General features: G+C 71.4%; 19 protein-coding genes, 1 tRNA gene and 1 pseudogene. 7 read left to right on the top strand and 14 right to left on the bottom strand.

From position 1 onward, the window contains the following. Positions 1 to 62: 62 nt before the first annotated feature. Complete coding sequence (locus D7M15_RS06560) at positions 63 to 266, bottom strand: hypothetical protein (protein WP_121516628.1); 204 nt, start codon at positions 264 to 266, stop codon at positions 63 to 65. A 254-nt stretch (positions 267 to 520) separates the two neighbouring features. Beyond that, positions 521 to 592 (bottom strand) — tRNA-Val (locus tag D7M15_RS06565). A 192-nt stretch (positions 593 to 784) separates the two neighbouring features. Between D7M15_RS06565 and D7M15_RS06570 the strand changes: the two are divergent. The 3 genes and pseudogenes from D7M15_RS06570 to D7M15_RS06580 all read left to right on the top strand — a co-directional run bounded on the left by D7M15_RS06570 (position 785) and on the right by D7M15_RS06580 (position 3,214). After that, positions 785 to 2,097 (top strand): annotated as a pseudogene (locus D7M15_RS06570) (hypothetical protein). A 75-nt stretch (positions 2,098 to 2,172) separates the two neighbouring features. Next, complete coding sequence (locus D7M15_RS06575) at positions 2,173 to 2,388, top strand: zinc ribbon domain-containing protein (RefSeq protein ID WP_121520333.1); 216 nt, start codon at positions 2,173 to 2,175, stop codon at positions 2,386 to 2,388. 133 nt (positions 2,389 to 2,521) lie between these two features. Continuing rightward, the gene (locus D7M15_RS06580) at positions 2,522 to 3,214 is read left to right on the top strand and encodes a DUF4383 domain-containing protein (RefSeq protein ID WP_121516629.1); all 693 of its coding nucleotides are present in this window, start codon (positions 2,522 to 2,524) and stop codon (positions 3,212 to 3,214) included. Positions 3,215 to 3,229: 15 nt separating this feature from the next. Here D7M15_RS06580 and D7M15_RS06585 read toward each other — a convergent pair whose 3' ends face one another. The 3 genes from D7M15_RS06585 to D7M15_RS06595 form a co-directional block, all read right to left on the bottom strand. Then, positions 3,230 to 4,030: an HAD family hydrolase gene (locus D7M15_RS06585; RefSeq protein ID WP_121520335.1), complete on the bottom strand. Its 801-nt coding sequence runs from the start codon at positions 4,028 to 4,030 to the stop codon at positions 3,230 to 3,232. Positions 4,031 to 4,116: 86 nt separating this feature from the next. Continuing rightward, positions 4,117 to 6,756 (bottom strand): phosphoribosyltransferase, encoded by a 2,640-nt coding sequence (locus tag D7M15_RS06590; RefSeq protein WP_240649592.1) that lies wholly within the window; start codon positions 6,754 to 6,756, stop codon positions 4,117 to 4,119. Between the two features lie 23 nt (positions 6,757 to 6,779). Then, positions 6,780 to 7,979 (bottom strand): HpcH/HpaI aldolase/citrate lyase family protein, encoded by a 1,200-nt coding sequence (locus D7M15_RS06595; RefSeq protein ID WP_121516630.1) that lies wholly within the window; start codon positions 7,977 to 7,979, stop codon positions 6,780 to 6,782. A 196-nt stretch (positions 7,980 to 8,175) separates the two neighbouring features. Here D7M15_RS06595 and D7M15_RS06600 point away from each other — a divergent pair, with 196 nt between their 5' ends. Next, on the top strand, positions 8,176 to 9,153 hold the full coding sequence (locus D7M15_RS06600) for a TerD family protein (protein ID WP_121516631.1): 978 nt from the start codon (positions 8,176 to 8,178) through the stop codon (positions 9,151 to 9,153). A gap of 104 nt (positions 9,154 to 9,257) precedes the next feature. On the opposite strand, the gene D7M15_RS06605 is transcribed toward D7M15_RS06600, so the two are convergent. The 6 genes from D7M15_RS06605 to D7M15_RS06630 all read right to left on the bottom strand — a co-directional run bounded on the left by D7M15_RS06605 (position 9,258) and on the right by D7M15_RS06630 (position 13,786). After that, a complete protein-coding gene (locus tag D7M15_RS06605) occupies positions 9,258 to 10,007 on the bottom strand; it encodes a Tellurium resistance (RefSeq protein ID WP_121520345.1) in 750 nt (249 codons plus the stop codon). A gap of 127 nt (positions 10,008 to 10,134) precedes the next feature. Next, positions 10,135 to 11,295, bottom strand: a complete 1,161-nt coding sequence (locus D7M15_RS06610) for a DUF475 domain-containing protein (RefSeq protein ID WP_121516632.1) — start codon at positions 11,293 to 11,295, stop codon at positions 10,135 to 10,137. Between the two features lie 39 nt (positions 11,296 to 11,334). After that, positions 11,335 to 11,910 (bottom strand): TerD family protein, encoded by a 576-nt coding sequence (locus tag D7M15_RS06615; RefSeq protein WP_121516633.1) that lies wholly within the window; start codon positions 11,908 to 11,910, stop codon positions 11,335 to 11,337. A gap of 145 nt (positions 11,911 to 12,055) precedes the next feature. Further along, positions 12,056 to 12,631 carry a TerD family protein gene (locus tag D7M15_RS06620; RefSeq protein ID WP_121516634.1) on the bottom strand — a complete coding sequence of 192 codons (576 nt, stop codon included), beginning with the start codon at positions 12,629 to 12,631 and terminating at the stop codon, positions 12,056 to 12,058. 115 nt (positions 12,632 to 12,746) lie between these two features. Further along, complete coding sequence (locus D7M15_RS06625) at positions 12,747 to 13,208, bottom strand: peroxiredoxin (RefSeq protein ID WP_121516635.1); 462 nt, start codon at positions 13,206 to 13,208, stop codon at positions 12,747 to 12,749. Positions 13,209 to 13,345: 137 nt separating this feature from the next. Then, a complete protein-coding gene (locus D7M15_RS06630) occupies positions 13,346 to 13,786 on the bottom strand; it encodes a DUF3052 domain-containing protein (RefSeq protein WP_121516636.1) in 441 nt (146 codons plus the stop codon). 320 nt (positions 13,787 to 14,106) lie between these two features. Here D7M15_RS06630 and aceE point away from each other — a divergent pair, with 320 nt between their 5' ends. Then, the gene (aceE, locus tag D7M15_RS06635; RefSeq protein ID WP_121516637.1) at positions 14,107 to 16,839 is read left to right on the top strand and encodes a pyruvate dehydrogenase (acetyl-transferring), homodimeric type; all 2,733 of its coding nucleotides are present in this window, start codon (positions 14,107 to 14,109) and stop codon (positions 16,837 to 16,839) included. Positions 16,840 to 16,946: 107 nt separating this feature from the next. Here aceE and D7M15_RS06640 read toward each other — a convergent pair whose 3' ends face one another. Together D7M15_RS06640 and D7M15_RS06645 are read right to left on the bottom strand one after the other, a co-directional pair. Continuing rightward, positions 16,947 to 17,435, bottom strand: coding sequence for a peptidase inhibitor family I36 protein (locus D7M15_RS06640; RefSeq protein WP_121520347.1), 489 nt, complete (start codon positions 17,433 to 17,435; stop codon positions 16,947 to 16,949). A gap of 243 nt (positions 17,436 to 17,678) precedes the next feature. Continuing rightward, positions 17,679 to 19,289, bottom strand: a complete 1,611-nt coding sequence (locus tag D7M15_RS06645; RefSeq protein ID WP_121516638.1) for an MFS transporter — start codon at positions 19,287 to 19,289, stop codon at positions 17,679 to 17,681. 109 nt (positions 19,290 to 19,398) lie between these two features. Here D7M15_RS06645 and D7M15_RS06650 point away from each other — a divergent pair, with 109 nt between their 5' ends. Together D7M15_RS06650 and D7M15_RS06655 are read left to right on the top strand one after the other, a co-directional pair. Next, on the top strand, positions 19,399 to 20,043 hold the full coding sequence (locus D7M15_RS06650; protein WP_240649162.1) for a TetR family transcriptional regulator: 645 nt from the start codon (positions 19,399 to 19,401) through the stop codon (positions 20,041 to 20,043). 106 nt (positions 20,044 to 20,149) lie between these two features. Next, positions 20,150 to 21,073, top strand: a complete 924-nt coding sequence (locus tag D7M15_RS06655) for a DUF4429 domain-containing protein (RefSeq protein ID WP_121516639.1) — start codon at positions 20,150 to 20,152, stop codon at positions 21,071 to 21,073. A 235-nt stretch (positions 21,074 to 21,308) separates the two neighbouring features. On the opposite strand, the gene D7M15_RS06660 is transcribed toward D7M15_RS06655, so the two are convergent. Next, positions 21,309 to 22,121: a serine hydrolase domain-containing protein gene (locus D7M15_RS06660; RefSeq protein WP_121516640.1), complete on the bottom strand. Its 813-nt coding sequence runs from the start codon at positions 22,119 to 22,121 to the stop codon at positions 21,309 to 21,311. Positions 22,122 to 22,148 lie beyond the last annotated feature (27 nt).

Here is a 22,148-nt window from a genome sequence, read left to right on the forward strand (position 1 = left end):
CATCCGGTCGGGCCGCGCCGCCGGTCGGCGGGCACGGCGCCCCGGGTCCGTACGCGCGGAGGTCAGTCCGCGAACGAACCGTCCCGGCGGCGGGCGTGGCGGGCCAGCAGATGGTTGCACTGCGGGCAGTGGGACCTCATGCCGCGCTTGATGATGTACGCGATCCCCACCGTCAGCAGGTAGAGGAGGCCGACCATCCACTTCTCAAAGACCCGCACGAGGCCGGGCTTGGTACAGGTCGAGCAGTCACGGCAGCCGGTCGACATCGGTACTCCTTCGCTCGTGCGTGCCCACCCGGCACGCGGTCCCGGCGATACTAGGCGGTGGGAGCCCGCCGGATGTCACCGGCCGATCCCCCTCACGTAACCGTTCACCGGCCCCTCCCACCCCACGACCCGCCAAGGGACCGGAGTTGGCGGCGCGGAACGGCAACGTCCGCCCGGGGCACGGGCGTTGTACGGCGTCACCGCGGGCCGTACGCGGAAGGCCCCCGGTCACGAGGTGACCGGGGGCCGGGAAGTGGGCGCAACAGGGATCGAACCTGTGACATCTGCCTTGTAAGGGCAGCGCTCTACCGCTGAGCTATGCGCCCCGACCGCGTGGCGGGGTGCCAGACTACCCCGCCCCCACCGCACGGGCGAAAGCCGGTGCCCGGCACGGTCCGTTCCGGTCTCCGCGTACGGCTGCCGGTGGCCGGCGCGAACGGATCGACCCGTGTGTTCGTTGTGTCCGGGTGGGAGAATGGGGCAGGTCCACCGGCTGCGGGACACGGGGAGAGGATGACGTGACGACGAACGGCGGCAGCACCCGGCGTTGGGGATGGGGCGGCGGCCGTGCCGAGAGCCTGCGGGCCGACGCGCAGGCCGCGAAGGACGCAGCCGCAGCGGCGTTCTACGAGCTGGACACCGCGCAGCGCGACCTGCGCATCTCCATCGAGACGATCACCGCCGTCGAGGACTCCCCGGCCGGACGGCGAGCCGTGAGCGACTTCGCGGCGCTGGGCACCCGGATCGACCAGGTGAGCCAGGAGTACATCACCGTCGTCGACGCCCACGACCTGGACCGCGACGACCTCGACTCCGCGGCGGCCACACGCGCCCGCGCCGAGCTGACCCGGACGAAGGAGGCGCTGGAGCGGACCAAGGGCGAGCTGGACCGCTTCGAGCAGGGCCTCGGCGGCCTGCTGGAGCAGGCCGAGACGCAGCTCGCCCGGCTCGCGCCCGCCGTCGAGCGGGCCCGGCAGGGGCTGCTCGCCGCGTCGAACGCGCTGGACGCCGCCCGCGCCGCCGGACTCTCCGCCGACGATCTCGCGGCCCGACTGGCCGCGCTCTCCCCGAGTTGACGAAGCTGAACGAGGGCGCCGGGCAGCACGGCATCCGCGACACCCTCCAGCGCGCCGACCGCGTCGCCCGCGAGGCCGAGGCCGTACGCGGCCGGGCGGCGCGGCTGCCGGAGACCGCGGCGGAGACGGACAAGCGGCTCAGCTCCCTGCGGACCCGCACCCAGGCGCTGCACACCCGCGCGGGGAAGGTCGAGCCGGTGCTGAGCGAGCTGCGCCGCCGGTTCAGCGCCGACTGCTGGCAGGACCTCCAGCAGGTGCCGGACGAGGCGGTACGGGCGGTGCGGCAGGCCGAGGAGAAGCTGCGGGAGGCCCGGAAGGCCCGCGACGAACAGCGCTGGCCGGACGCCACGTCGCTGCTGTCGACCGTACGGGCCCTGCTGAACACGGCGGACGAGGCCGTCAAGGCGGCGGGCGACCGCCTCCAGCGGCTGAACGAGGTGAGCTTCGACCAGACCGCCGAGGTGGAACGGACGCGCTTCGCCATCCGCGACGCGCAGCGGCTCGCGATGGCGGGGCGGACGACGCCCGACCCACGGCACGCGCGCCCGCTGGACGACGCGGTGGCACGGGTCGACCGCGCGGTGGCGGGCCTCACCGGGCGGCACCCGGACTACTGGCGGTTCCTCACGGAGCTGGACGCGGTGAAGGAGACCGTGCAGCGGGTCGTGGAGCAGCTCCGGCAGGAGATGGGCGCGGGCGGCCCCGGCGCGGGGCCCGGCCAGGGCCCGGGGCGGGCCCGGCGGAACGGCCGCTGAGCCCGGCGCCGTACGGCCGTCGGCGGCCCGTCACGCCCGGCGGGCGGCGTACGGGCGGCGGCTATGCTTCCGGGCATGCCGCGATACGAGTACCGCTGCCGCCGGTGCGGGGACGACTTCGAACTGAGCAGGCCGATGGCGGAGTCGGGCGCGCCCGCGCCGTGTCCGCGGGGCCACGACGACACCGTGAAGCTGCTGTCGACGGTCTCCGTGGGCGGCGCCGCCCCGGCACCGCGCGGCGGTGGCGGGGGTGGCGGCGGTGGCTGCTGCGGGGGCGGCTGCTGCGGCTGAGCCGCCGGGGGGCGTCCCCGTCCCGGTCGTCCCGGCGGCCCCGGCTCTCCCGGTTGGCGGCGGGGCGCGGTGGGCGGATGCTGGAGGGGCGCCCCTCCCGTCCGGCGGGGCGCCCTCGACCGAGGAGGCCGCCATGGCCACACTGCACACCCTGCGCCACCCGCGCCGCCGCCCGAGCACCGTGCTCGACGAACACCTTCCCGTGGACCACGGGCTGAGCCAGGTGTACCGGGTGGGGGCCGGACTCGTCGGGCTCCTGCTGCTGGTCTTCGGCGTCCTCGGGTTCACCGACCGCGTCGGCCTCTTCGACCGGGGCGGGGACACGGTCGCCGGACTCAGCACCAACGGCGCGCTCAGCACGGTGTCCGTGGTCGTCGGCCTGCTGCTCTGCTACGGCATGGTGCGCGGCGGCAACTTCGCCTCCACCCTCAACACCGTGCTCGCGGTGGGCTTCCTGCTGAGCGGCTTCGTGAACCTGGCGCTGCTCGAACGGGACGCCAACATCCTCGCGTTCGAGCTGCCGAACGTCCTCTTCAGCTTCGCCGTCGGCCTGCTGCTGCTGGTCTTCGGCATGTACGGGCGGGTCAGCGGCGGCCTGTCGCACGACAACCCGTACTGGCGCGCCCGCCACCCCGACCAGGCCGCGCGCGAGGACCGGCACCGCGCGCGGGCGCTTCCCGGCGACCCGCGTCGGCGCCCGCTGCCGCCGCCCGCGGCGCGGGACCGGCGACGGGCGGGCGCGGTCCCGGACGTACGGGATGAGCGGGGCGTACGTGGGGAGCGGGGCGTACGCGGCGTACGGCGGCGGCGCGGCCTCCGGGGGTGAGCGCGGCTCCGGCGGCTACTCCCGTGCCAGCACCGCCAGCGCCTCCCGCAGGATGCGCTCCCCCGCGGCCACCCCACGCTCGTCGAGCGCCGCGACGTGCGCGGCGTCCCAGCCGCTGTCGGCCAGTTCGCCGTGTCCGGGGCGCCAGCCGTGGTCGGCGGCGAGCAGCAGGTCCGAGTCGAGGAGCGAGTCCCCGGCCGCGTACGTGACGGGGGCGCCGGTGCGGCGCGCGACCTCCGCGACGGCGGCGCTCTTGGTGAGCGGGCGCGGCACCGCGTAGATCTTGCGGCCCTGGAGCGAGACGGTCCAGCCGCGCGGCCCGGCCCAGTCGCCCAGCTCCTTCACGTACGTGTCGGGCAGCCGTTCCCGGTCCACCACCAGGTACGCGAACAGCTCCTCCGCCACCCGCTCCTTCAGCAGCCAGTCGCTGTCGGCGGAACGGCGGAGGTGGGCGCGTACCTCGTCGAGGGGCGCGCAGCCGGTCAGTTCACGCCGTACGTGTGCCTGCCACGCCGGATCGGACTCACCGTCCACGAGCAGGTGACCGCCGTTCGCGCACACCGCGTACGCCGCGGGCGGGCCGGGCAGCCGCACGCGCCGGTACTGCTCGCGGGTCCGCGTCGTGGTGGGGACGAGCACGGCCCGCGCGGCCAGTTCGGCGTAGAGCGCGGCGGCGGTCTCGGTCATGTACGACAGCGGGCGGCGCTCGTACGTCTCGACGCAGAGCAGCCGGGGCGCCTCCGGGTCCGGCATGGTCAGGCCGAGGGCCGCCGCCGAGTAGATCAGCGTGCGGTCGAGGTCGCTGGCGACCAGCACGGCGCGCGCGCCGCCCCGGCCACCGTCCGCCGCCGTGCCCGTGCCCGCCGCCGTGCCCGTACGCGTGCCCGTGGTCCGTGGACCGGTCACCTGGCCGCCTTCCCGTCCGCGCCCGTGGCGCCCCTGGTGAAACGTGGATGGATCAACCCGACGCAGCTGTACGGCAGCCCGTCGACCTCCTCGACCGGCACACCGCGCTGCCCGGCGAGCAGGCGTACGTGCTCCAGGTCCCGCCCCGCGCCCCGGCGCGCGAGCACCCGCCAGGGCACACGGCGCAGCAGCACGCGGGTCGTCTCACCGACGCCCGGCTTGACCAGGTTCACGTCCCCGATCCCGTACTCCTCGCTGATCCGCTCCACCGCCCGCCAGCCCTCCCAGGTCGGCGCGCGGTCGGCGGCGAGCAACGCCCGCACGTCGTCCGCGACGGCCTCCCGCACCTCGTCGAAGCGCGCGGCGACGGTGTCCAGGAAGAGGCCGGAGACGTCCGCGTCCGCCAGCTCGCGGTAGAACTTCCCGCCGTGGAAGTCGTCCGGGCCCACCAGGTCGGCGCGGAGCACCGTACGCGAGATCAGCCCGGACACCGTCGAGTTGAGGCACGCGGAGGGGATGAGGAAGTCCTCGCGGGTGCCGTACGTCCGCACGCAGCCGCCGGGGTCCGCGAGCACCGCGATCTCCGGGTCGAAGCCCGGATGAGGGGCGACGGCGTCGGCCAGCTCGCGCGTGATGGCGCCCTTGCCGGTCCAGCCGTCGACGAAGACGACGTCGGCGGGGTCGTGGTGGGCCGCGAGCCAGCGCAGCGCGGTGGTGTCGATGCCGCGTCCGCGCACGATGGACAGCGCGTAGTGCGGCAGGTCCACGCCGTGCGCGTGCCGCGCCCAGCGCCGCATCAGCACGCCGACCGGCGTACCCGCACGGGCGAGCGAGACCAGCACGGGGCGCGGGCCGCGCTCGGCGAGCACGGTGTCCGTCACCGCGCCGACCGCGCGGGCGATGCGGGCGGCGGAGTGGTCCAGGGCGCCGTGGAAGAGGCGCTGGTACTCCTCACTGGGCTGGTACTCGACGGGCAGCGACTCCGCGTAGTGCGCGCCCCCCTGCTGGATCGCCTCCTCGCGCTCCTCCGTGGGCGCCTCCAGCCGTACGTCGGACAGGTCCTGGAGCAGCCAGCCGACGTCGTCCGGCGCGTACGACGAGAACGCCGGGCCGCGCAGCGGGCGCGGCAGCGGCACGTACGAGGGGAGCGCGGCGCACAGCACCGCGCCGGTGTGCGGGGCGAGGCACGCGAGGAGGCCGTCCGGGGCGTGCAGGGCGGGGGTGTCGGCGGTGGAGTCGACGACCGCGACGACGGCGTCGAAGCGGCGGGCGGGGTCGGCGCCGGGGGCGACGTTGTACGCGTACCGCTCGGCGGCGGAGGGCGTGGGCGCGTCGGGCGGGAGGGTGGGGTGGGGGGCCTCGTGGCTGCCGTCGTGGCCGCCGTGGACGTCGTGGGCGGGGAAGGTCAGCCGGGTGCGGATGGCGTACGCCGGGTCGTCCACGGCCAGCACCGGCGACCGGGTCGTGGTGGAGAACCGCACCTCGACCGCGTCGCCCAGCGCCTCCTCCAGCGCGACGGCGAGGCGCAGGGGCGCGTACATCAGCTCCTCGCACCCGAGCACGAGCACCCGCGCACGCTCCCCCGGCACGCCTCCCGCCGGTACGCCTCCCGCCGGTACGTCCGTCCGTACGCCCGCCTCCCGCAGCGCCGCCACGAGCCGGTCCGCCATGCCCGGCAGGGCCGCCTCCAGCCGCGCGCGGTGGCCGGTGGTGAATCCGTGCCGCCCGCCGTCCGGGAGGCCGAGGGGCCAGCCGAGGTCGACCCGTACGGGCGGCCGCAGCGGCGACCGTACGCCGCCACCGGCCGGACCCCCGGCGTGCGCCCCGGCCGCGTGCGCCGTCACCTCCGCGCCGTGCTCCGCGACCAGCTCCGCGCCGCGCGCCAGCGCGTCCGCCGGGAGCCGTACGCCGCCGGTGGCGAGGGCCACCACGTCCACGCGCGCGCCGAGTTCGGCCGCGCACTTCTCCAGCGCGGCGTGGTCGGCGGGCGCGCGCATGTCGACGAGCGCCACCACCACGTACCGCCCGCGCGGGAAGCTCCGGTGCAGGGCGGTGATCGTGTTCCGTACCGTCCGGCCGGTCGAGAACTCGTCGTCGACCAGCACCAGCGGCCCGTCCCCCGCCAGCAGCCGCGGGTCCTCGGGCAGCAGCAGATGCGACGTGGCGTGCGAGTGCTCCTCCTCGAACCCGCCCACGGCGCGCACCCCGCGCACCGCGCGCCGGGTGGAGTGCAGGTACGTCGCGCCGGTGCCCGCGCCGGTGCTCTCGTCCGCGCCGGTGCCCTCGTTCACGCCGTCCGCGACGCTGTGCCCGAGCGCGGTGGCCGTCTCCGCGTAGCCCACCACCACCGCCCGGTCCGCCTCCGCGTCGCCCAGCAGGCGCCGTACGCGTCGGCCGAGGTCGACACCGGTGCCGTGCACCAGGCCGGGCCGCTGCGGTACGTGCTTGCCCAGCAGGTGCGAGACCAGCAGATGGGCGCGTTTCGGGTTGCGGCGCAGGGCGAGGCCCATCAGGTCCCGTACGTCACCGGTCAGTTCGACGCCGAGCCGCCGCGCGACCCACTCCCCCGGCCAGACCTCCGCGCCGGGCTCCCCCGTACGCCCCGCCGCCTGCTCCCGCTGCCGTTCCGCCGTCACGCGCTCCCGCTCTCCGTCGCCGTTCACCGGACCCCCGCCGACAACAGGTCCACGAAACCGATGCCCTCCCGCGCGACGCCGAATACCTCGCCGCGCAGCAGGGTGCGTTCGGCCCAGGCGCGGTGGGGCTTCACCTCGTTCATCTTGTTCGTGTACGCGGAACGCAGCACGCCGCCCCCGTCCCGCTCCGGCCGCAGCACGTCGGTCGCGTCGCTGTACTCCTCGTGCGTGACCACCGACAAGGCGTGCACCGGCGCCACGTGCGAGGGGTGGATGCAGGTCTTGCCCAGCAGCCCGTTCGCCCGGTCCATCTCGATCTCGCGCAGCAGCCCGTCCATGTCGTGCTCGATGAGGGCCGTGCGCAGTTCCTCCGCCCGCCCGCTGAGGAACGGGCTCTGCCGCAGCTGGGGCTTGAACATGCGTTCCTGCAACCGGAAGTACTCCCACACCGGCCCCGTCACGGTGAAGCCCGTGCCGTCGGCGCGACCCAGCACGTTGACCACGTCACCGATCACCGAGGCGACGAGCTGCACGTCGTACGCGGTCATCTCCGGCGTCCTGCGCAGCCCGTACGCCGAGCACAGGTCGGTCACCCCGAGGCGCAGCGCCAGCACCCGCTGGCGGTGCTCGTCCACCGCGCGGGCGATGCCCGCCAGCGTCTCCGCGCGAGTCTCCAGGTGCAGCAGCTCCGGCGACTCCAGCACGGGCATCGCGAGCAGACGCCGCCCGCCGCCCGTACCGGTGTCGACGGTGCCGGTGTCCGCCAGCGCCTCCAAGAACGGCAGGCCCGTGACCGCCGTGAACTTCGGCAGCACGAACCCGGCGAGCAGCCGCACGGCCGGGCCGAGCCGCTTCACCAGGTCCGGGATCTGCTCGGGATGGCGCACCCGGATGAACAGCAGCAGCGGGCCGCCGTCACCGGCCGCGTCCCCCTCGGCGGTGAGCCGGTCCAGCCGGGCGAGCTGGCGTACGAGGTTCTCCTCGGCCTCGGCCACCTCGCCGTCGTCGATCGAGTCCTCCAGGCACAGCACCATGGACACGACGCCCCGGTCCGCCTGGCGCAGCACGTCGTCCGCGAGGCGGGGGCGGGTGGCCGGGCTGTAGAGCGTGGCGCCGAGCGCCGAGGCGAGCGTGCGCAGCGGTGAGGTGGGGCCGAACTCCGTCGGGTCCCGGTGGAACAACGTGCGCTGGACGTCGGGCGCGAGATGCCTGAAATGGCGCATGGAACCCCGTCTTCCCGTCTGACCGTGAGCTGCTTCCACCCCTGGAAGGGGCGACTTCTGGCCACTCATCGTACGTTCGGATCGGGGTACCGGGCGTGCCCGAGCGTGCCCACACAGGTGAAGAACGGGTTACCGCCAAGTATGGACAGCCGTCCGGCGTTGTCCGCGACGGGCACCGGAGGGCAGGATTGTGCGTATGACCCACACAATGGTGAAGGGCTCGAACATTCAGCTGAGCGCCCGGACGGTACGCGCCGTACTGCGCTGGACGCCTGGTTCGGGCGTGCCGGATGTCGATGCCTCTGCGCTGGTGCTGGGTGCGGACGGACGGGTCCGCTCGGACGACGACTTCGTGTTCTACAACCAGCCCCGGCACCCCTCCGGCCTGGTGCGCCACCGCGCCAAGGCGCGCGGCGCGGACGGACTGATCGACACGGTCGAGGCGGACCTGTCGGCGCTCGACGACGCCGTCACGTGCGTGATGCTCGCCGCGTCGGCGGACGGCGGGTCCTTCGCCGGCGTACGGGACCTCCGGCTCACCCTGCACGACGCGGCCGGCGACGAACTGCTGGCCACCTTCCCGATCCAACCGGAGACGGGCTCCGAAACGGCCATGATCTGCGGCGAGTTGTACCGCCGCGAGTCGACGTGGAAGTTCCGCGCCCTCGGCCAGGGCTACGACACCGGGCTGATCGGGCTCGCGACCGAGTTCGGCATCTCGGTGGACGACGGGAGCGCCGACCCCTCGGGGCTCCCGGCCCAGCCCGGCGCCACCGTGCCGGAGCCGCCGTCGGAGCCGGACGTCCCGCAGCCCCAGCCCGTACCCGAGCCCCGGCCCGAGCCGCAGCCGAGCCCCGAACCGCCGCCGCGGCCGCCGGGCCCGCCGCCGGGTCCCGGGCCGGAACCGCAGCCGCAGCCCGCGGGGGCGCACCCCGCCCCGGCCGCCTTCACCGTGCCCGACGAGCAGGCCACACAACCGGCGTACGGCTACCCGCCGCAGCCGCAGCACCCGCCGACCACCCAGCCCGCGTACGGGTACCCGCAGCCCGTCTACGGCTATCCGCACCACCCCGACCCGGCCGCCGCCCACGCCCCGGGGCCCGGCCACGGGCCGGGGCGTGGGCCGGAGACGACGGAACTGCCGCCGCAGGGGCCCCAGTTCCTGAACCGTTGAGGACGTCTCTCCGCGAGCGCGCGCACCGGCGGTGCGCGCGCTCCGGCGCGTCCGGGGCGGTAGGTCGTGGGCGGGTGCGTCGTGGGCGATAGGGCCGGGGCGGCTCAGATCTTCGACTTGTAGCCACGGCCCCACTGGAGGCCCCAGCCGTACAGCCGGTCCAGCTCCGACTGGAAGCCGTACACGTAGCGCACCTCGCGCCGTACGACCAGGTCGCCCTTGTTGTCGTGCTCCATCAGCAGCACCGCGCACGAACGGGCCTGCGGGGCATGCTGGTCGACGGCGACCTCGACCCGTACCCCGTTGCCGGGGATGAGCGTCAGCAGGGCGTTCGCGCGGTCGAACGCCGGGGTGTTGTCGTAGATGTAGACGAAGAACAGCATGCGCCTGATCTCGTCCTTGTGGTCGAGATTGACGTAGATCGTCTCGCCCGACGGCGAGCCGAACCGGTCGTCACCGGTGAGCTTGACGAACGGCGGCGCGTGGAAGTCCCCGAAGAGCTTGCCGAGCGGCTGGACCACGCCCTTGCTGCCGTCCACCAGCTCGTACATGCAGGCCAGGTCCAGGTCGACGTTGACCACGCCCTGGGTGTGCGCCTGCACCACCTCCGGCTTGAACGCGCGCAGCGGGTGCCGCAGCGAACTGCCCCGGTACGCGCGGCCCGTCATGTCCGAACTCCGCATCCGCCAGGAGAGGTTGACCTGGAGGCTGCCCGTGTCGCTCCCCTGCTTGGTCAGGGACAGCACCGAGTTGCGCTTCGTCAACTCGACCGCGTACGTGGACGGGCCGCCGACCGTGTCGAACTTCGGCCACTTCCCCATCCCCTGCCGCCAGTTCTCCCACAGGGAGACCATCTCGTACCCCCACACCCACTCGGTCGTACGGCCAACTGCCGCGGGGCGGCGCCGAGTCCGACTCGACGCCGCCCCGCAGAGAGCGTTCCTCATTCGGTCCGCGATGACACACCCGCGGCCTGGACGATCACACGCCCGACGATACCTCCGGCTTGGACTCGCTCTCCTCGCCACCGTCGTCGTCCCCGCCACCGGCCGCCGCGATCGCGTGGTTGCGGCGGACCGAGGACCAGAACGAGAGACCGATCAGCGCGACCCCGATCAGGCCGGTGACCACCTCGTGGATCTCGTACTTGATGGTGACGAGGAGGATCGCGGCGAGCGCGCCGATGGCGTAGTGCGCGCCGTGCTCCAGGTAGACGTAGTCGTCGAGGGTGCCCTGACGGACCAGGTAGACCGTGAGCGAACGGACGTACATCGCGCCGATGCCCAGACCGAGCGCCATCCAGAAGATGTGGTTCGTGATGGCGAAGGCACCGATGACGCCGTCGAACGAGAAGGACGCGTCCAGCACTTCGAGGTAGAGGAAGAGGAAGAACGCGGCCTTGCCCGCGACGCCGACCAGCGTCGGGTCCTTGCCCTCGCGCCTGGCCTCTTCCTCGGCCTCGTGCTCGCGCTCGTCCTCCTCTTCGAGCTTGTCCTCGAAGTGGCCGGAGAGGCCGGCGACGACGAGATACGTGATCAGACCCGCGATGCCCGAGAGCAGCACCGTCGACGTCTTGTCCGCGTGCGTGCCGCCGTGCTGGTGGGCGGCGGTGGCCACGGTGAGCGCGGAGACCAGGAGGACGATCAGGGCGATGCAGGCGGACAGCATGTCGACCTTGCCGAGCCTGGACAGCGGACGCTCCAGCCAGCCGATCCACTTGATGTCCCGCTCCTCGAAGATGAAGTCGAGGAAGATCATCAGCAGGAACATCCCGCCGAACGCGGCGATGGCCGGGTGGGCGTCCGTGACCAGCTGCTCGTACCTGTCCGGGTTGTCGAGCGCGACCCGGACCGCCTCGATCGGGTCGATCTTGGCGCTGACGGACACGATCACGACCGGGAAGACCAGCCGCATTCCGAAGACCGCGATCAGGATGCCGATGGTGAGGAAGATCTTCTGCCAGAAGGCGTTCATCTTCTTCAGCACACCGGCGTTCACGACCGCGTTGTCGAAGGACAACGAGATCTCCAGGATGGAGAGGATCGCCACCACGGCGAAGCCCTCCCACCCCCAGAAGTACGCGGCCAGAGCCAGCCCGACAGCAGTGATGCCGAAGGACCAGCCGAAGGTTTTCAGAATCACTGGCTACCCAATCGTCTGAATCTCTTGCTGAGACGCTCTTTACGAAACGTTGACTCCGAAGTCTAGGGCGATGCCTCGCAGCCCGGAGGCGTACCCCTGGCCGACTGCACGGAACTTCCACTCGCCGCCGTGGCGGTAGAGCTCGCCGAAGATCATCGCGGTCTCCGAGGAAGCGTCCTCCGTGAGGTCGTACCGGGCGAGCTCCTGCCCGTCTTCCTGGTTGATCACACGGATGTACGCGTCGGTGACCTGACCGAAGGTCTGGTGCCGGGAGTCGGCCTCGTAGATGGAGACGGCGAAGACGACCTTGTCGATCTGCCCGGGGACACCGGGCAGGTCCACGAGGACTGTCTCGTCGTCGCCGCCGGAGCCGCCGACCAGTTCGTCACCGGTGTGCTCGACCGAACCGTCGGGGCTCTTGAGGTTGTTGTAGAAGATGAAGTACTCGTCCCCGAGGACACGGCTGTTCGCGCAGAGCAACGCGCTGGCGTCGAGGTCGAAGTCGACGCCGGTGGTGGAGCGGGCCTTCCAGCCGAGGCCGATCTGCACCTTCGTCAGGTTCGGTGCGGCCTTGGAGAGGGAGACATTGCCCCCCTTGGCGAGCGTGACACCCATGTTGTTTTTCCTCTCCCCTGTGATGCGCCCAGTGTGGTGAAGCGCTCGGCGCCGCACACTTCCCCGACCGGGAAGTGTGCGGCGCCGTACCTTTGCCGAGATCAGGTGGACCCGTGGACGAGTGACCTGCCGGTCCTGTCGTACGTCAGACGTTGACGCCGAAGTCCTGAGCGATACCCCGCAGACCGGAGGCGTAGCCCTGGCCGACCGCGCGGAACTTCCACTCGGTGCCGTGCCGGTAGAGCTCGCCGAAGACCATGGCGGTCTCGGTCGACGCGTCCTCGGTGAGGTCGTAGCGCGCCAGCTCGTTGCCGTCGGCCTGGTTCACCACGCGGATGTAGGCGTTGCGGACCTGGCCGAAGCTCTGCTGACGGGTCTCGGCCTCGTAGACGGAGACCGGGAAGACGACCTTGTCGACGTCGGCCGGCACACCCGCGAGGTTCACCTTGACGACCTCGTCGTCGCCCTCGCCCTCACCGGTGAGGTTGTCACCGGTGTGCTCGACCGAGCCGTCGGGGCTCTTGAGGTTGTTGAAGAACACGAAGTTCTGGTCGTTGGTGACCTTGCCCTCCGCGTTCACCAGCAGCGCGCTGGCGTCGAGGTCGAAGTCGGCTCCTGTGGTGCTGCGAGCGTCCCAGCCGAGACCGACCATCACGGCGGTCAGGCCCGGGGCTTCCTTGGTCAGCGAGACGTTGCCGCCCTTGCTGAGGCTGACTCCCACGAGTCCTCCTGACAGTTGCTGGTGAGGAGCACGGCGTGCCCCCGTGTCTTACGGATGCTGCTGGATCAACGATTCGATCCTAGTGAGCGGTTCCCCTCCCACCCAGGGAAACCACTCAGAGAGTTCCGATCGCCTTGATGTACTCGTTCAGGTCACGGGCGTCCGGCAGACCGTTGATCACGGTCCAGCGCACGACGCCCTCCTTGTCGATGACGAACGTTCCACGCACCGCGCAGCCCTTGACCTCGTCGAAGACGCCGTAGGCCCGGGAGGTCTCGCCGTGCGGCCAGAAGTCCGACAGCAGCGGGTACTCGAGGCCCTCCTGCTCGGAGAAGACACGCAGGGTGAAGGGGGAGTCGTTGGACACGGCGAGGAGCTGGACGTCGTCGTTGACGAAGTGCGGCAGCTCGTCGCGGAGGGCGCACAGCTCGCCCGTGCACACACCGGTGAAGGCGAAGGGGTAGAACAGCAGAACGACGTTCTTCCGGCCCTTGAAGTCGGAGAGCGCAACGGTCTCGCCGTGCTGGTTCTTCAGAGAGAAGTCCGGGGCCTTGGCGCCGACCTCGAGAGCCTTCATGGGTTCGCTTCCCCTCGGTAGTGCGGTGAGTGACGAGGTCAAGCGTACGCATGCCCCGTCACGAAGCCCCCGGCAGCCATGGCTGCCGGGGTGCACTCACCCGGGGGCGCCCGTACGGCTGCCGCCCGTGGGACCTTCTACCGCTTGCCGGACTTCGCCGCCTTCGGGGTGACCAGCCGGGAACCGGTCCAGTCCTTGCCCGCGTTCACGTTGCTGGTCTGCGCCAGCCCCGCGGTCTGCGCGGCCTCGCCGATGTCACTGGCCTCGACGTAGCCGGGACGGCCGGTCTTGGGTGTCAGCAGCCAGACAGGGGCGCCTTCGTCGATCATCGTGGTGGCGTCCACCAGCGCATCCGTCAGATCGCCGTCCTCCTCGCGGAACCACAGCATCACGGCGTCGGCAACGTCGTCGTGATCCTCGTCGACGAGTTCCGTGCCCGTGATGGCCTCGATTCCCTCACGGAGTTCCTGCTCGGCGTCGTCGTCGTAGCCGAGCTCCTGGACCACCTGCCCGGGCTGGAAACCCAGCCTGGCGGCAGGGTTGGTCCGCTCCTCCGCGTGGTCCGCGGTCGCGCTCACGGATTGCCTCCTGTCTCTTCCGGTATCAGTCTTGCGCCTCGCACATACGCGAGGCATGGGCCGTAGTCCACACGGGCGGGACGGATCGCGCAAGTACCCGACCGTGCATCCCGCCCATACGTTGACGTGTCATCCCACAATGCATGATCGAGAGGGGTTCGCACCAGATCGATCCACCCGGCCGATGCCCGGATTGCCCCGGCTGATCCTCGCGGACCCGGAGGGTTACCCATCAGTAGAGATGACGTTTCCCCGGCAGCAGTACACGATGGAGTCGGCGCGATACCAGGCACTACACGACCGAACAGCGAAGGAACAGCGTGGCTTCCGGATCCGATCGCAACCCGATCATCATTGGCGGCCTTCCCAGCCAGGTCCCGGATTTCGATCCCGAGGAGACCCAGGAGTGGCTTGACTCGCTCGACGCTGCCGTCGACGAGCGCGGCCGGGAACGGACCCGTTATCTCATGCTCCGGCTCATAGAGCGCGCCCGCGAGAAGCGCGTGGCGGTACCGGAGATGCGCAGCACGGACTACGTCAACACCATTGCCACCAAGGCCGAGCCCTTCTTCCCCGGCAACGAGGAGATCGAGCGCAAGGTCCTCAACGCGACGCGGTGGAACGCGGCCGTCATGGTCTCCCGGGCCCAGCGTCCGGGCATCGGGGTGGGCGGCCACATCGCCACCTTCGCTTCCTCCGCCTCCCTCTACGACGTGGGCTTCAACCACTTCTTCCGGGGCAAGGACGACGGCAGGGGCGGCGACCAGATCTTCTTCCAGGGACACGCGTCGCCCGGCATCTACGCGCGCGCGTTCCTCCTCGACCGCCTCAGCGAGGCGCAGCTGGACGGCTTCCGACAGGAGAAGTCGCGGTATCCCGACGGCCTCTCCAGCTATCCGCACCCGCGGTCGATGCCCGACTTCTGGGAGTTCCCGACGGTCTCCATGGGCCTCGGCCCGATCGGCGCGATCTACCAGGCCCGGATGAACCGCTACATGGAGGCCCGCGGCATCGCCGACACCTCCGCCTCGCACGTCTGGGCGTTCCTGGGCGACGGTGAGATGGACGAGCCGGAGTCGCTCGGACAACTGTCCATCGCCGCGCGCGAGGGCCTCGACAACCTGACCTTCGTGGTCAACTGCAACCTTCAGCGGCTCGACGGCCCCGTGCGCGGCAACGGGAAGATCGTGCAGGAGCTGGAGTCCGCCTTCCGCGGCGCCGGTTGGAACGTCATCAAGGTCGTCTGGGACCGCTCCTGGGACCCGCTGCTGGCACAGGACCGCGACGGCGTGCTCGTGAACAAGCTGAACACGACGCCCGACGGTCAGTTCCAGACGTACGCCACGGAGTCGGGGGCGTACATCCGCGACCACTTCTTCGGTGGGGACCAGCGGCTGCGGGCGATGGTCGAGGGCATGACCGACGACCAGATCCTGCACCTTGGCCGCGGCGGCCACGACCACCGCAAGGTGTTCGCGGCGTACAAGGCGGCCAAGGAGCACAAGGGCCAGCCGACGGTGATCCTGGCGCAGACGGTGAAGGGCTGGACCCTCGGTCCGAACTTCGAGGGGCGCAACGCGACCCACCAGATGAAGAAGCTGACCGTCGAGGACCTCAAGCGCTTCCGCGACAGGCTTCACCTGCCGATTGCCGACCGGGAGCTGGAGTCCGGCCTTCCGCCGTACTACCACCCGGGCCGGGACTCGGAGGAGATCCAGTACATGCACGACCGCCGCAAGGAGTGCGGCGGCTACGTGCCGACCCGGATCGTGCGGGCGAAGCCGCTGCCGCTGCCGCCGGACAAGACGTACGCCGCGGTCAAGAAGGGTTCCGGGCAGCAGCAGATCGCCACCACCATGGCCTTCGTCCGGCTGCTGAAGGACCTGATGCGGGACAAGGAGATCGGCAAGCGCTTCGTGCTGATCGCCCCCGACGAGTACCGCACGTTCGGTATGGACTCCTTTTTCCCGTCGGCGAAGATCTACAACCCGCTCGGGCAGACCTACGAGTCCGTCGACCGGGAGCTGCTCCTCGCCTACAAGGAGAGCCCCAACGGCCAGATGCTGCACGACGGCATCTCCGAGGCGGGCTGCACCGCGTCGCTCATCGCGGCCGGGTCCGCCTACGCGACGCACAACGAGCCGCTGATCCCGATCTACGTCTTCTACTCGATGTTCGGTTTCCAGCGGACCGGTGACCAGTTCTGGCAGATGGCGGACCAGCTGTCGCGAGGTTTCGTCCTGGGCGCGACAGCCGGCCGTACGACTCTGACGGGCGAGGGTCTCCAGCACGCGGACGGCCACTCCCAGCTGCTGGCGTCGACGAACCCGGCGGCCGTGGCCTACGACCCGGCGTACGCGTTCGAGATCGCGCACATCGTGCAGGACGGTCTGCGCAGGATGTACGGCGAGGACAGCGAGGACGTCTTCTACTACCTCACCGTCTACAACGAGCCGATCCGGCAGCCCGCGGAGCCGGACAACGTCGACGTCGAGGGCATCCTGAAGGGCCTCTACCGCTACCGGGCGGGCGAGAAGGGCGCCGTCGGCGCCCAGATCCTCGCCTCCGGTGTCGCCATGGCCTGGGCCCTGGAGGCACAGCAGATCCTGGCGGAGGAGTGGGACGTCAAGGCGGACGTCTGGTCCGCGACCTCGTGGAACGAGCTGCGCCGCGACGCCGTCGACGCGGAGGAGCACAACCTGCTCCACCCGGAGGAGGAGCAGCGCGTCCCCTACGTCAGGCAGAAGCTGGAGGGCACCGAGGGCCCGAAGGTGGCGGTGTCGGACTGGATGCGCGCGGTGCCGGACCAGATCTCCCGCTGGGTACCGGGGACGTACCAGTCGCTCGGAGCCGACGGGTTCGGCTTCGCCGACACCCGGGGCGCGGCACGGCGCTTCTTCCACATCGACGCGCAGTCGATCGTGCTGGCCGTGATCACGGAGCTGGCCCGCGAGGGCAAGATCGACCGTTCGGCGCTGAAGCAGGCCATCGACCGCTACCAGCTGCTGGACGTGTCGGCGGCGGACCCGGGCGCGGCGGGCGGCGACGCATAACCACCCGCGCGGGCACGTGAGTCGAGGTGAGGGTCCGGCCACCGGCCGGGCCCTCACCGCGTTCCGGGCGGCGACGCCGAGACGCCGTACGAGTGCTGCTCCCGTCATCAGCGCTCCCAGATCTTGAAGGCCCGTACCTGGTAGGCCGATTCGGGGGTGTAGGAGCCGTCGGGGTGGGTGTGGAAGTCCCCGGTCGAGGCGCACTCCGCGCTCTGGTAGAGCGTCACAGGCCTGCCCGTGTGGTTGGCGTAGGCGTCCGCGGTGAAGCCCTTCGGCAGCACGACACAGCTCTCGATGTCGGTGTCGGCCAGCTCGAACGTCAGCCGCTCCCCCTTGAACTGCGGCTTCTCCCACAGGCACAGCTGCCCGGCGCCGCAGTCACCCAGTCGGCCCCCGGCCGCCACGGCCTGACCGGGCGTCAGGAACCCGGTGGCCACGGCGACGACGGTGGCGGCGGTGAGCGCGGCGGTCACGGCACGGTGTGACGCGCCCGCCGGGCGGGGCGAGCTCCCGGTCGCGCGGGTCCCGGTGCCGGTCGCGCGGCTGCCGGACGGGACGGGCTGCGTGTGGACGGCGGATCGGCGGTGGCTGTTCATGGTGGTCACTCCCCGTTCGGGGCCGGACGGCGTTCCGCCCGGCGATGTGACCAGCCTTCAGCCCCAACTCGCCTGCTGCCAAGCATGATCGGCCCGATTCACCGGTACCGGTGGCGGAGTTGTCCACAAGCCGCAAGTTGTCCACAGGCCCCGGCGAAGGGCATGGCGGAGGGGTACGGTTCCGCAGATCCGTACCCCTCGTCGCACCCCCGTGGGCCGGGCGGAACGCGCGTTCCGCCGTCGTCAGATGTGCACGGACGGCCCCGCGTCGTTCTCGCCGCTCTTGGTGAAGACGGCCACCCCGGCCGCGAGCACCGCGACGATCCCCGCACAGGTGAAGGCCAGACCCATACCGGAGACGAACGACCCATGCACGACATCCGTCATCGCGCTCGCGACCTGCTCAGGCGTGCCCTTGGGCGGGTCGGGCGCATAGCCGACCTCGGCGGCGCTCTTCAACTGCTCGGCCTGGCCCTCCCGGAGCGGGGGAAGGTCCGCCTCGGACCACTTCCGGGGCAGCACGGTGTCCACCCGCGAGGCCATCACGGCGCCGAGCACCGCCGTGCCGAGGCTGCCGCCGACCTGCATGCCCGCCTGCTGGAGACCGCCCGCGATCCCGGCGTGCTCCAGCGGCGCGTTGCCCACGATGACGTCGGTGGCACCGACCATGACCGGCGCGAGACCCAGTCCCAGCATCGCGAACCAGAGCGAGGTGGTCACGGAACCGCTGTCGGCGTCCAGCGTGGACGTCCCGAACATCGCGACGGCGGTGACGAGCATCGCCACGACCAGCGGCACGCGCGGGCCGATCCTGGTGATCAGCAGACCCGCCAGCGGCGAGGAGACGATCATCATCAGGGTCAGCGGCAGCAGGTGGAGACCGCTTTCGACCGGCGTCATCCCGTGCACGTTCTGGAGGTAGAACGTCACGAAGAAGAGGCCGCCCATGAAGCCGAAGGCCATGAGGACCATCAGCGCCGTGCCCGCCGACAGCGGGACGGACCGGAACATCGCGAGCGGCAGCAGAGGTTCGGCGGCCTTGGTCTCCCAGTACGTGAACACCGCGAAGGAGGCGAGCGAGACGAACAGGAACACGAGGGTTCCCGAGTCTCCCCAGCCCCATTCCGGGGCCTTGATGAGTGCCCAGATCAGGCAGAACATCGCTCCGGACAGCAGCACGATCCCCGGGATGTCGAACGACCTCGGCGCGTTCTCCGCACGGTGGTCGGCCAGGATCGTCAGTCCCATCACCAGGGCGAGGACACCGACCGGGACGTTGATGAAGAAGACCGACTCCCAGCTCACGTGCTCGACGAGGAGTCCGCCGACGATGGGACCGGCCGCGGTCGAGGCACCGATGACGGACCCCCAGGCGCCGATCGCCGCGTTCAGCTTCTCCGCGGGGAAGGACGCCCGCAGCAGGCCGAGCGCCGCGGGCATGAGGAGCGCGCCGAACAAGCCCTGGAGCACCCGGAACGCGATCACGAGGGACACGCTGCCGCCGAAGCCGATGGCGGCGGAGGCGGCACCGAACCCGACGACGCCGATCAGGAAGGTCTGCCGGTGACCGAAGCGGTCACCGATCTTGCCGGCCGTGATCAGGGCGACGGCGAGCGCGAGCAGATAACCGTTGGTGATCCACTGGACGTCGGCAAGGCTCGCACCGAGGTCCCGCTGGATCTCGGGGTTGGCGATGGCGACGATCGTGCTGTCGAGGGCGACCATGGTGACGCCGAGCGCCACGGTGAGAAGTGTCAGCCAGGGACGACCGCGTACTCCACTGGCGGTCTCCCTACTCCCCGGTTCCGGCGGCTCCTGCCCGTCCTTCGTGGCCGTGGAGGTCTGGTAACTCATGCGAAAAAGATTAGTGTCAGCCGCTGACAATTGACAAACCAATCAATGAGTCGGTAAGTGTCAGGCAGCTCACAACGACCGTGGGCGCGAGGACTGGAGGTGCCGGACCGTGACCGGCCTGCGTGAGCGCAAGAAGCAGCGCACCCGGGATTCCCTGATCCGTGTGTCGCACGAGCTGTTCGTCGACAAGGGGTACGACGAGACCACCGTCGACGAGATCGCCGACGCGGTGGACGTCTCCCAGCGCACGTTCTTCAGGTACTTCGCGAGCAAGGAAGCCGTCGCCTTCGCGCTCCAGGACGAAGTGGAGTCCCAGTTCATCGACGCCGTCGCGGACCGGCCCGCCGACGAGGCGCCGCTCCGCGCGCTGCGCAGCGCCCTCGACGCGAACTGGAGCCGCATAGGCGACGCGATCCAGGAGGTCGTACCGATCAGCGTGCACATGCGGTTGTCGCAGGTGATCGAGACGACTCCGTCCCTCCTCGCGGTGCAGATGCGCCGCGCCTCGGAGACGGAGGACCGGCTCGTCACCGTCCTCGCGACCCGCGAGGGCCTCGACCCGCGCGAGGACCCGCGCCCGCGGGTCCTGGTCGCGCTGTTCGCCGGGGTCATGCGTGCGGCCGGGCGCCAGTGGAGCGCCGGTGACGACATCACGGTGGAGAGCCAGCGGCGGGCGGTCGAGCAGTGCATGGACCTGATGGGCCCGGTGCTGAGCGACGACTGGTCGGCCCGCCCCAGCCGCACGGAAAGCTGAGTCCGGACCGTCCGGACAGCGTCCGGGAACCCTTGTGGGGCACGGATTAACGCGCGTAGCGCAGCAGAGGGGGACGTGCGGGCAGCCGCCGCATACGATGGCCCACATGGGTGATGTACTGGCTGGAATTCATTCCACCTGGGAGTTCGACACGGACTCCGTGCTCATCCGCTTCGAACGGGGGATCCGCACACCGAAGCTGTTCCACGTACTCGCGGAGCGGCGGATTCCGTACGAGGCCCTGAGCACGGTCGAGATGGCGCCGGGCGGGAAACGCGGCACGGTCGCGTTGCGCATGGTGCCGCGGGAGGGCGCCGATCCACTGCTGGAAGTCGCTGACGGGCAGCTGAAGGAGGCCAGCGACCCGTACCGGCTGGTGCTGCCCGCCGAACGGGAGCTGCTTGCCGACTACTACGCCACCGAACTGCGCTCCGCGCTGGGCCCGGACGCCGACAAGCCCGCCGAGCGCCACCTCGTGGAGGCGCCGCCGCCACCGCTCAACTTCAAGGCGTACGACGGCAAGGCGTCCTTCGACGGCAAGTCCGTGACGTTCCGCTGGTTCTGGACGGGTGCGTCGTCCGCGAAGTGGCGGGCCGGGGACCAGTCGTTCAGCGTGGACGAGCTGGAGGGCGTGGAGTGGCGGTCGCCGGAGGTGTTCCAGGGGCACCTGCGACTGCGCCGCCATGCCGGCGACGGCCCGCAGGACTCCGGGGACGCGCCGGAGGCAGAGGCGGACCAGGACCCGGCAGCCGTGGTGTTCGGTCTCGGATACGGGCTGGTGTACGAGTCGCTGCCGTTCGCCGCGTCCGTCCTGGCGGCCGTGCGCGCCGCCGAACCCGCCATGGCGCTGGAGACCGCACACCACGGTGACTCGCGTCGGCGCCAGCGCGACAGCGCGGAGCGGATGGGCCGCGCGGACCCGGCGGACATCGCCGAACGCATTCGGCACCTCGGCGAGTTGCACGAGGGCGGGCTGCTCACGGACGACGAGTTCTCGGCGAAGAAGGCGGAACTCCTCGCGGAGTTGTGAGCCCGCCGGGGCGGGCGGGATTCACAGGGTCCGGGGGACAGCTCCCCCGGCCCGGGTCTCGCCGGGCGCCGAGCAGCGCGGCGCGTCCGTCCGCCCGTACTCGTGCGCGCCGACAGCAGTGAGCGACCGCCGATGCGGAGCACCGCGTCGGAGCACCCCGGCGGCGCACGCCGTCAGACCGCCACGTCAGTCGGATCACGACCGCGTCGGACCACCACCGCGTCGGACCGCCGCGTCAGAGTGCCGCGAGCACCGCGTCCGTGAACGGGGGCCACGCCTCGACGGCCCACGGCCCGAACGCCCGGTCCGTCAGCACCACGCAGGCGGCCCCCGCGTCCGGGTCCACCCACAGGAACGTACCCGCCTGCCCGAAGTGCCCGAACGTACGCGCCGACGACGAACCCCCCGTCCAGTGCGGCGACTTGCCGTCCCGGATCTCGAAGCCCAGCCCCCAGTCGTTCGGCGCCTGGTGCCCGTAGCCGGGCAGGACGCCCTTCAGCCCCGGGTGGACGACCGTCGTCGCCTCCCGCACCGTGACCGGCGCGAGCAGCCGCGGCGCCTGGAGCTCCGCCGCGAAGCGCGCGAGGTCGTCCGCCGTCGAGACCCCGTCCTTGGCGGGCGACCCGGCCAGCCGCGTGCCGGTCATGCCGAGCGGCCCGAGGACGGCGTCCCGCAGGTACGTCTCGAAGGGGATGTCGGTGGCCTTGGCGATGTGGTCGCCCAGCACCTCGAAGCCCGCGTTGGAGTAGAGCCTGCGGTCGCCGGGGGGCGCCATCACGCGGTGCTCGTCGAAGGCGAGGCCGGAGGTGTGCGAGAGCAGGTGACGGACGGTGGACCCCTCGGGCCCGGCCGGTTCGTCCAGCTCGATCGCGCCTTCCTCGACGGCGACGAGCGCGGCGTACGCGGCGAGCGGTTTGGTGACCGAGGCCAGCTCGTACGGGTGGTCGGTCCGCCCGTACGTCCCGGCGAGGCTTCCGTCCGCCCGTACGACGGCCGCCGCCGCGGACGGCACCGGCCAGCTCTCGATCGTCCGCAGCGCGCTCTCCATGTGCCGAAGCCTAACGCGCCCGTAACC

It is taken from the genome of Streptomyces sp. Z26 (assembly GCF_003665095.1).
GTDB lineage: Bacteria > Actinomycetota > Actinomycetes > Streptomycetales > Streptomycetaceae > Streptomyces > Streptomyces phytohabitans.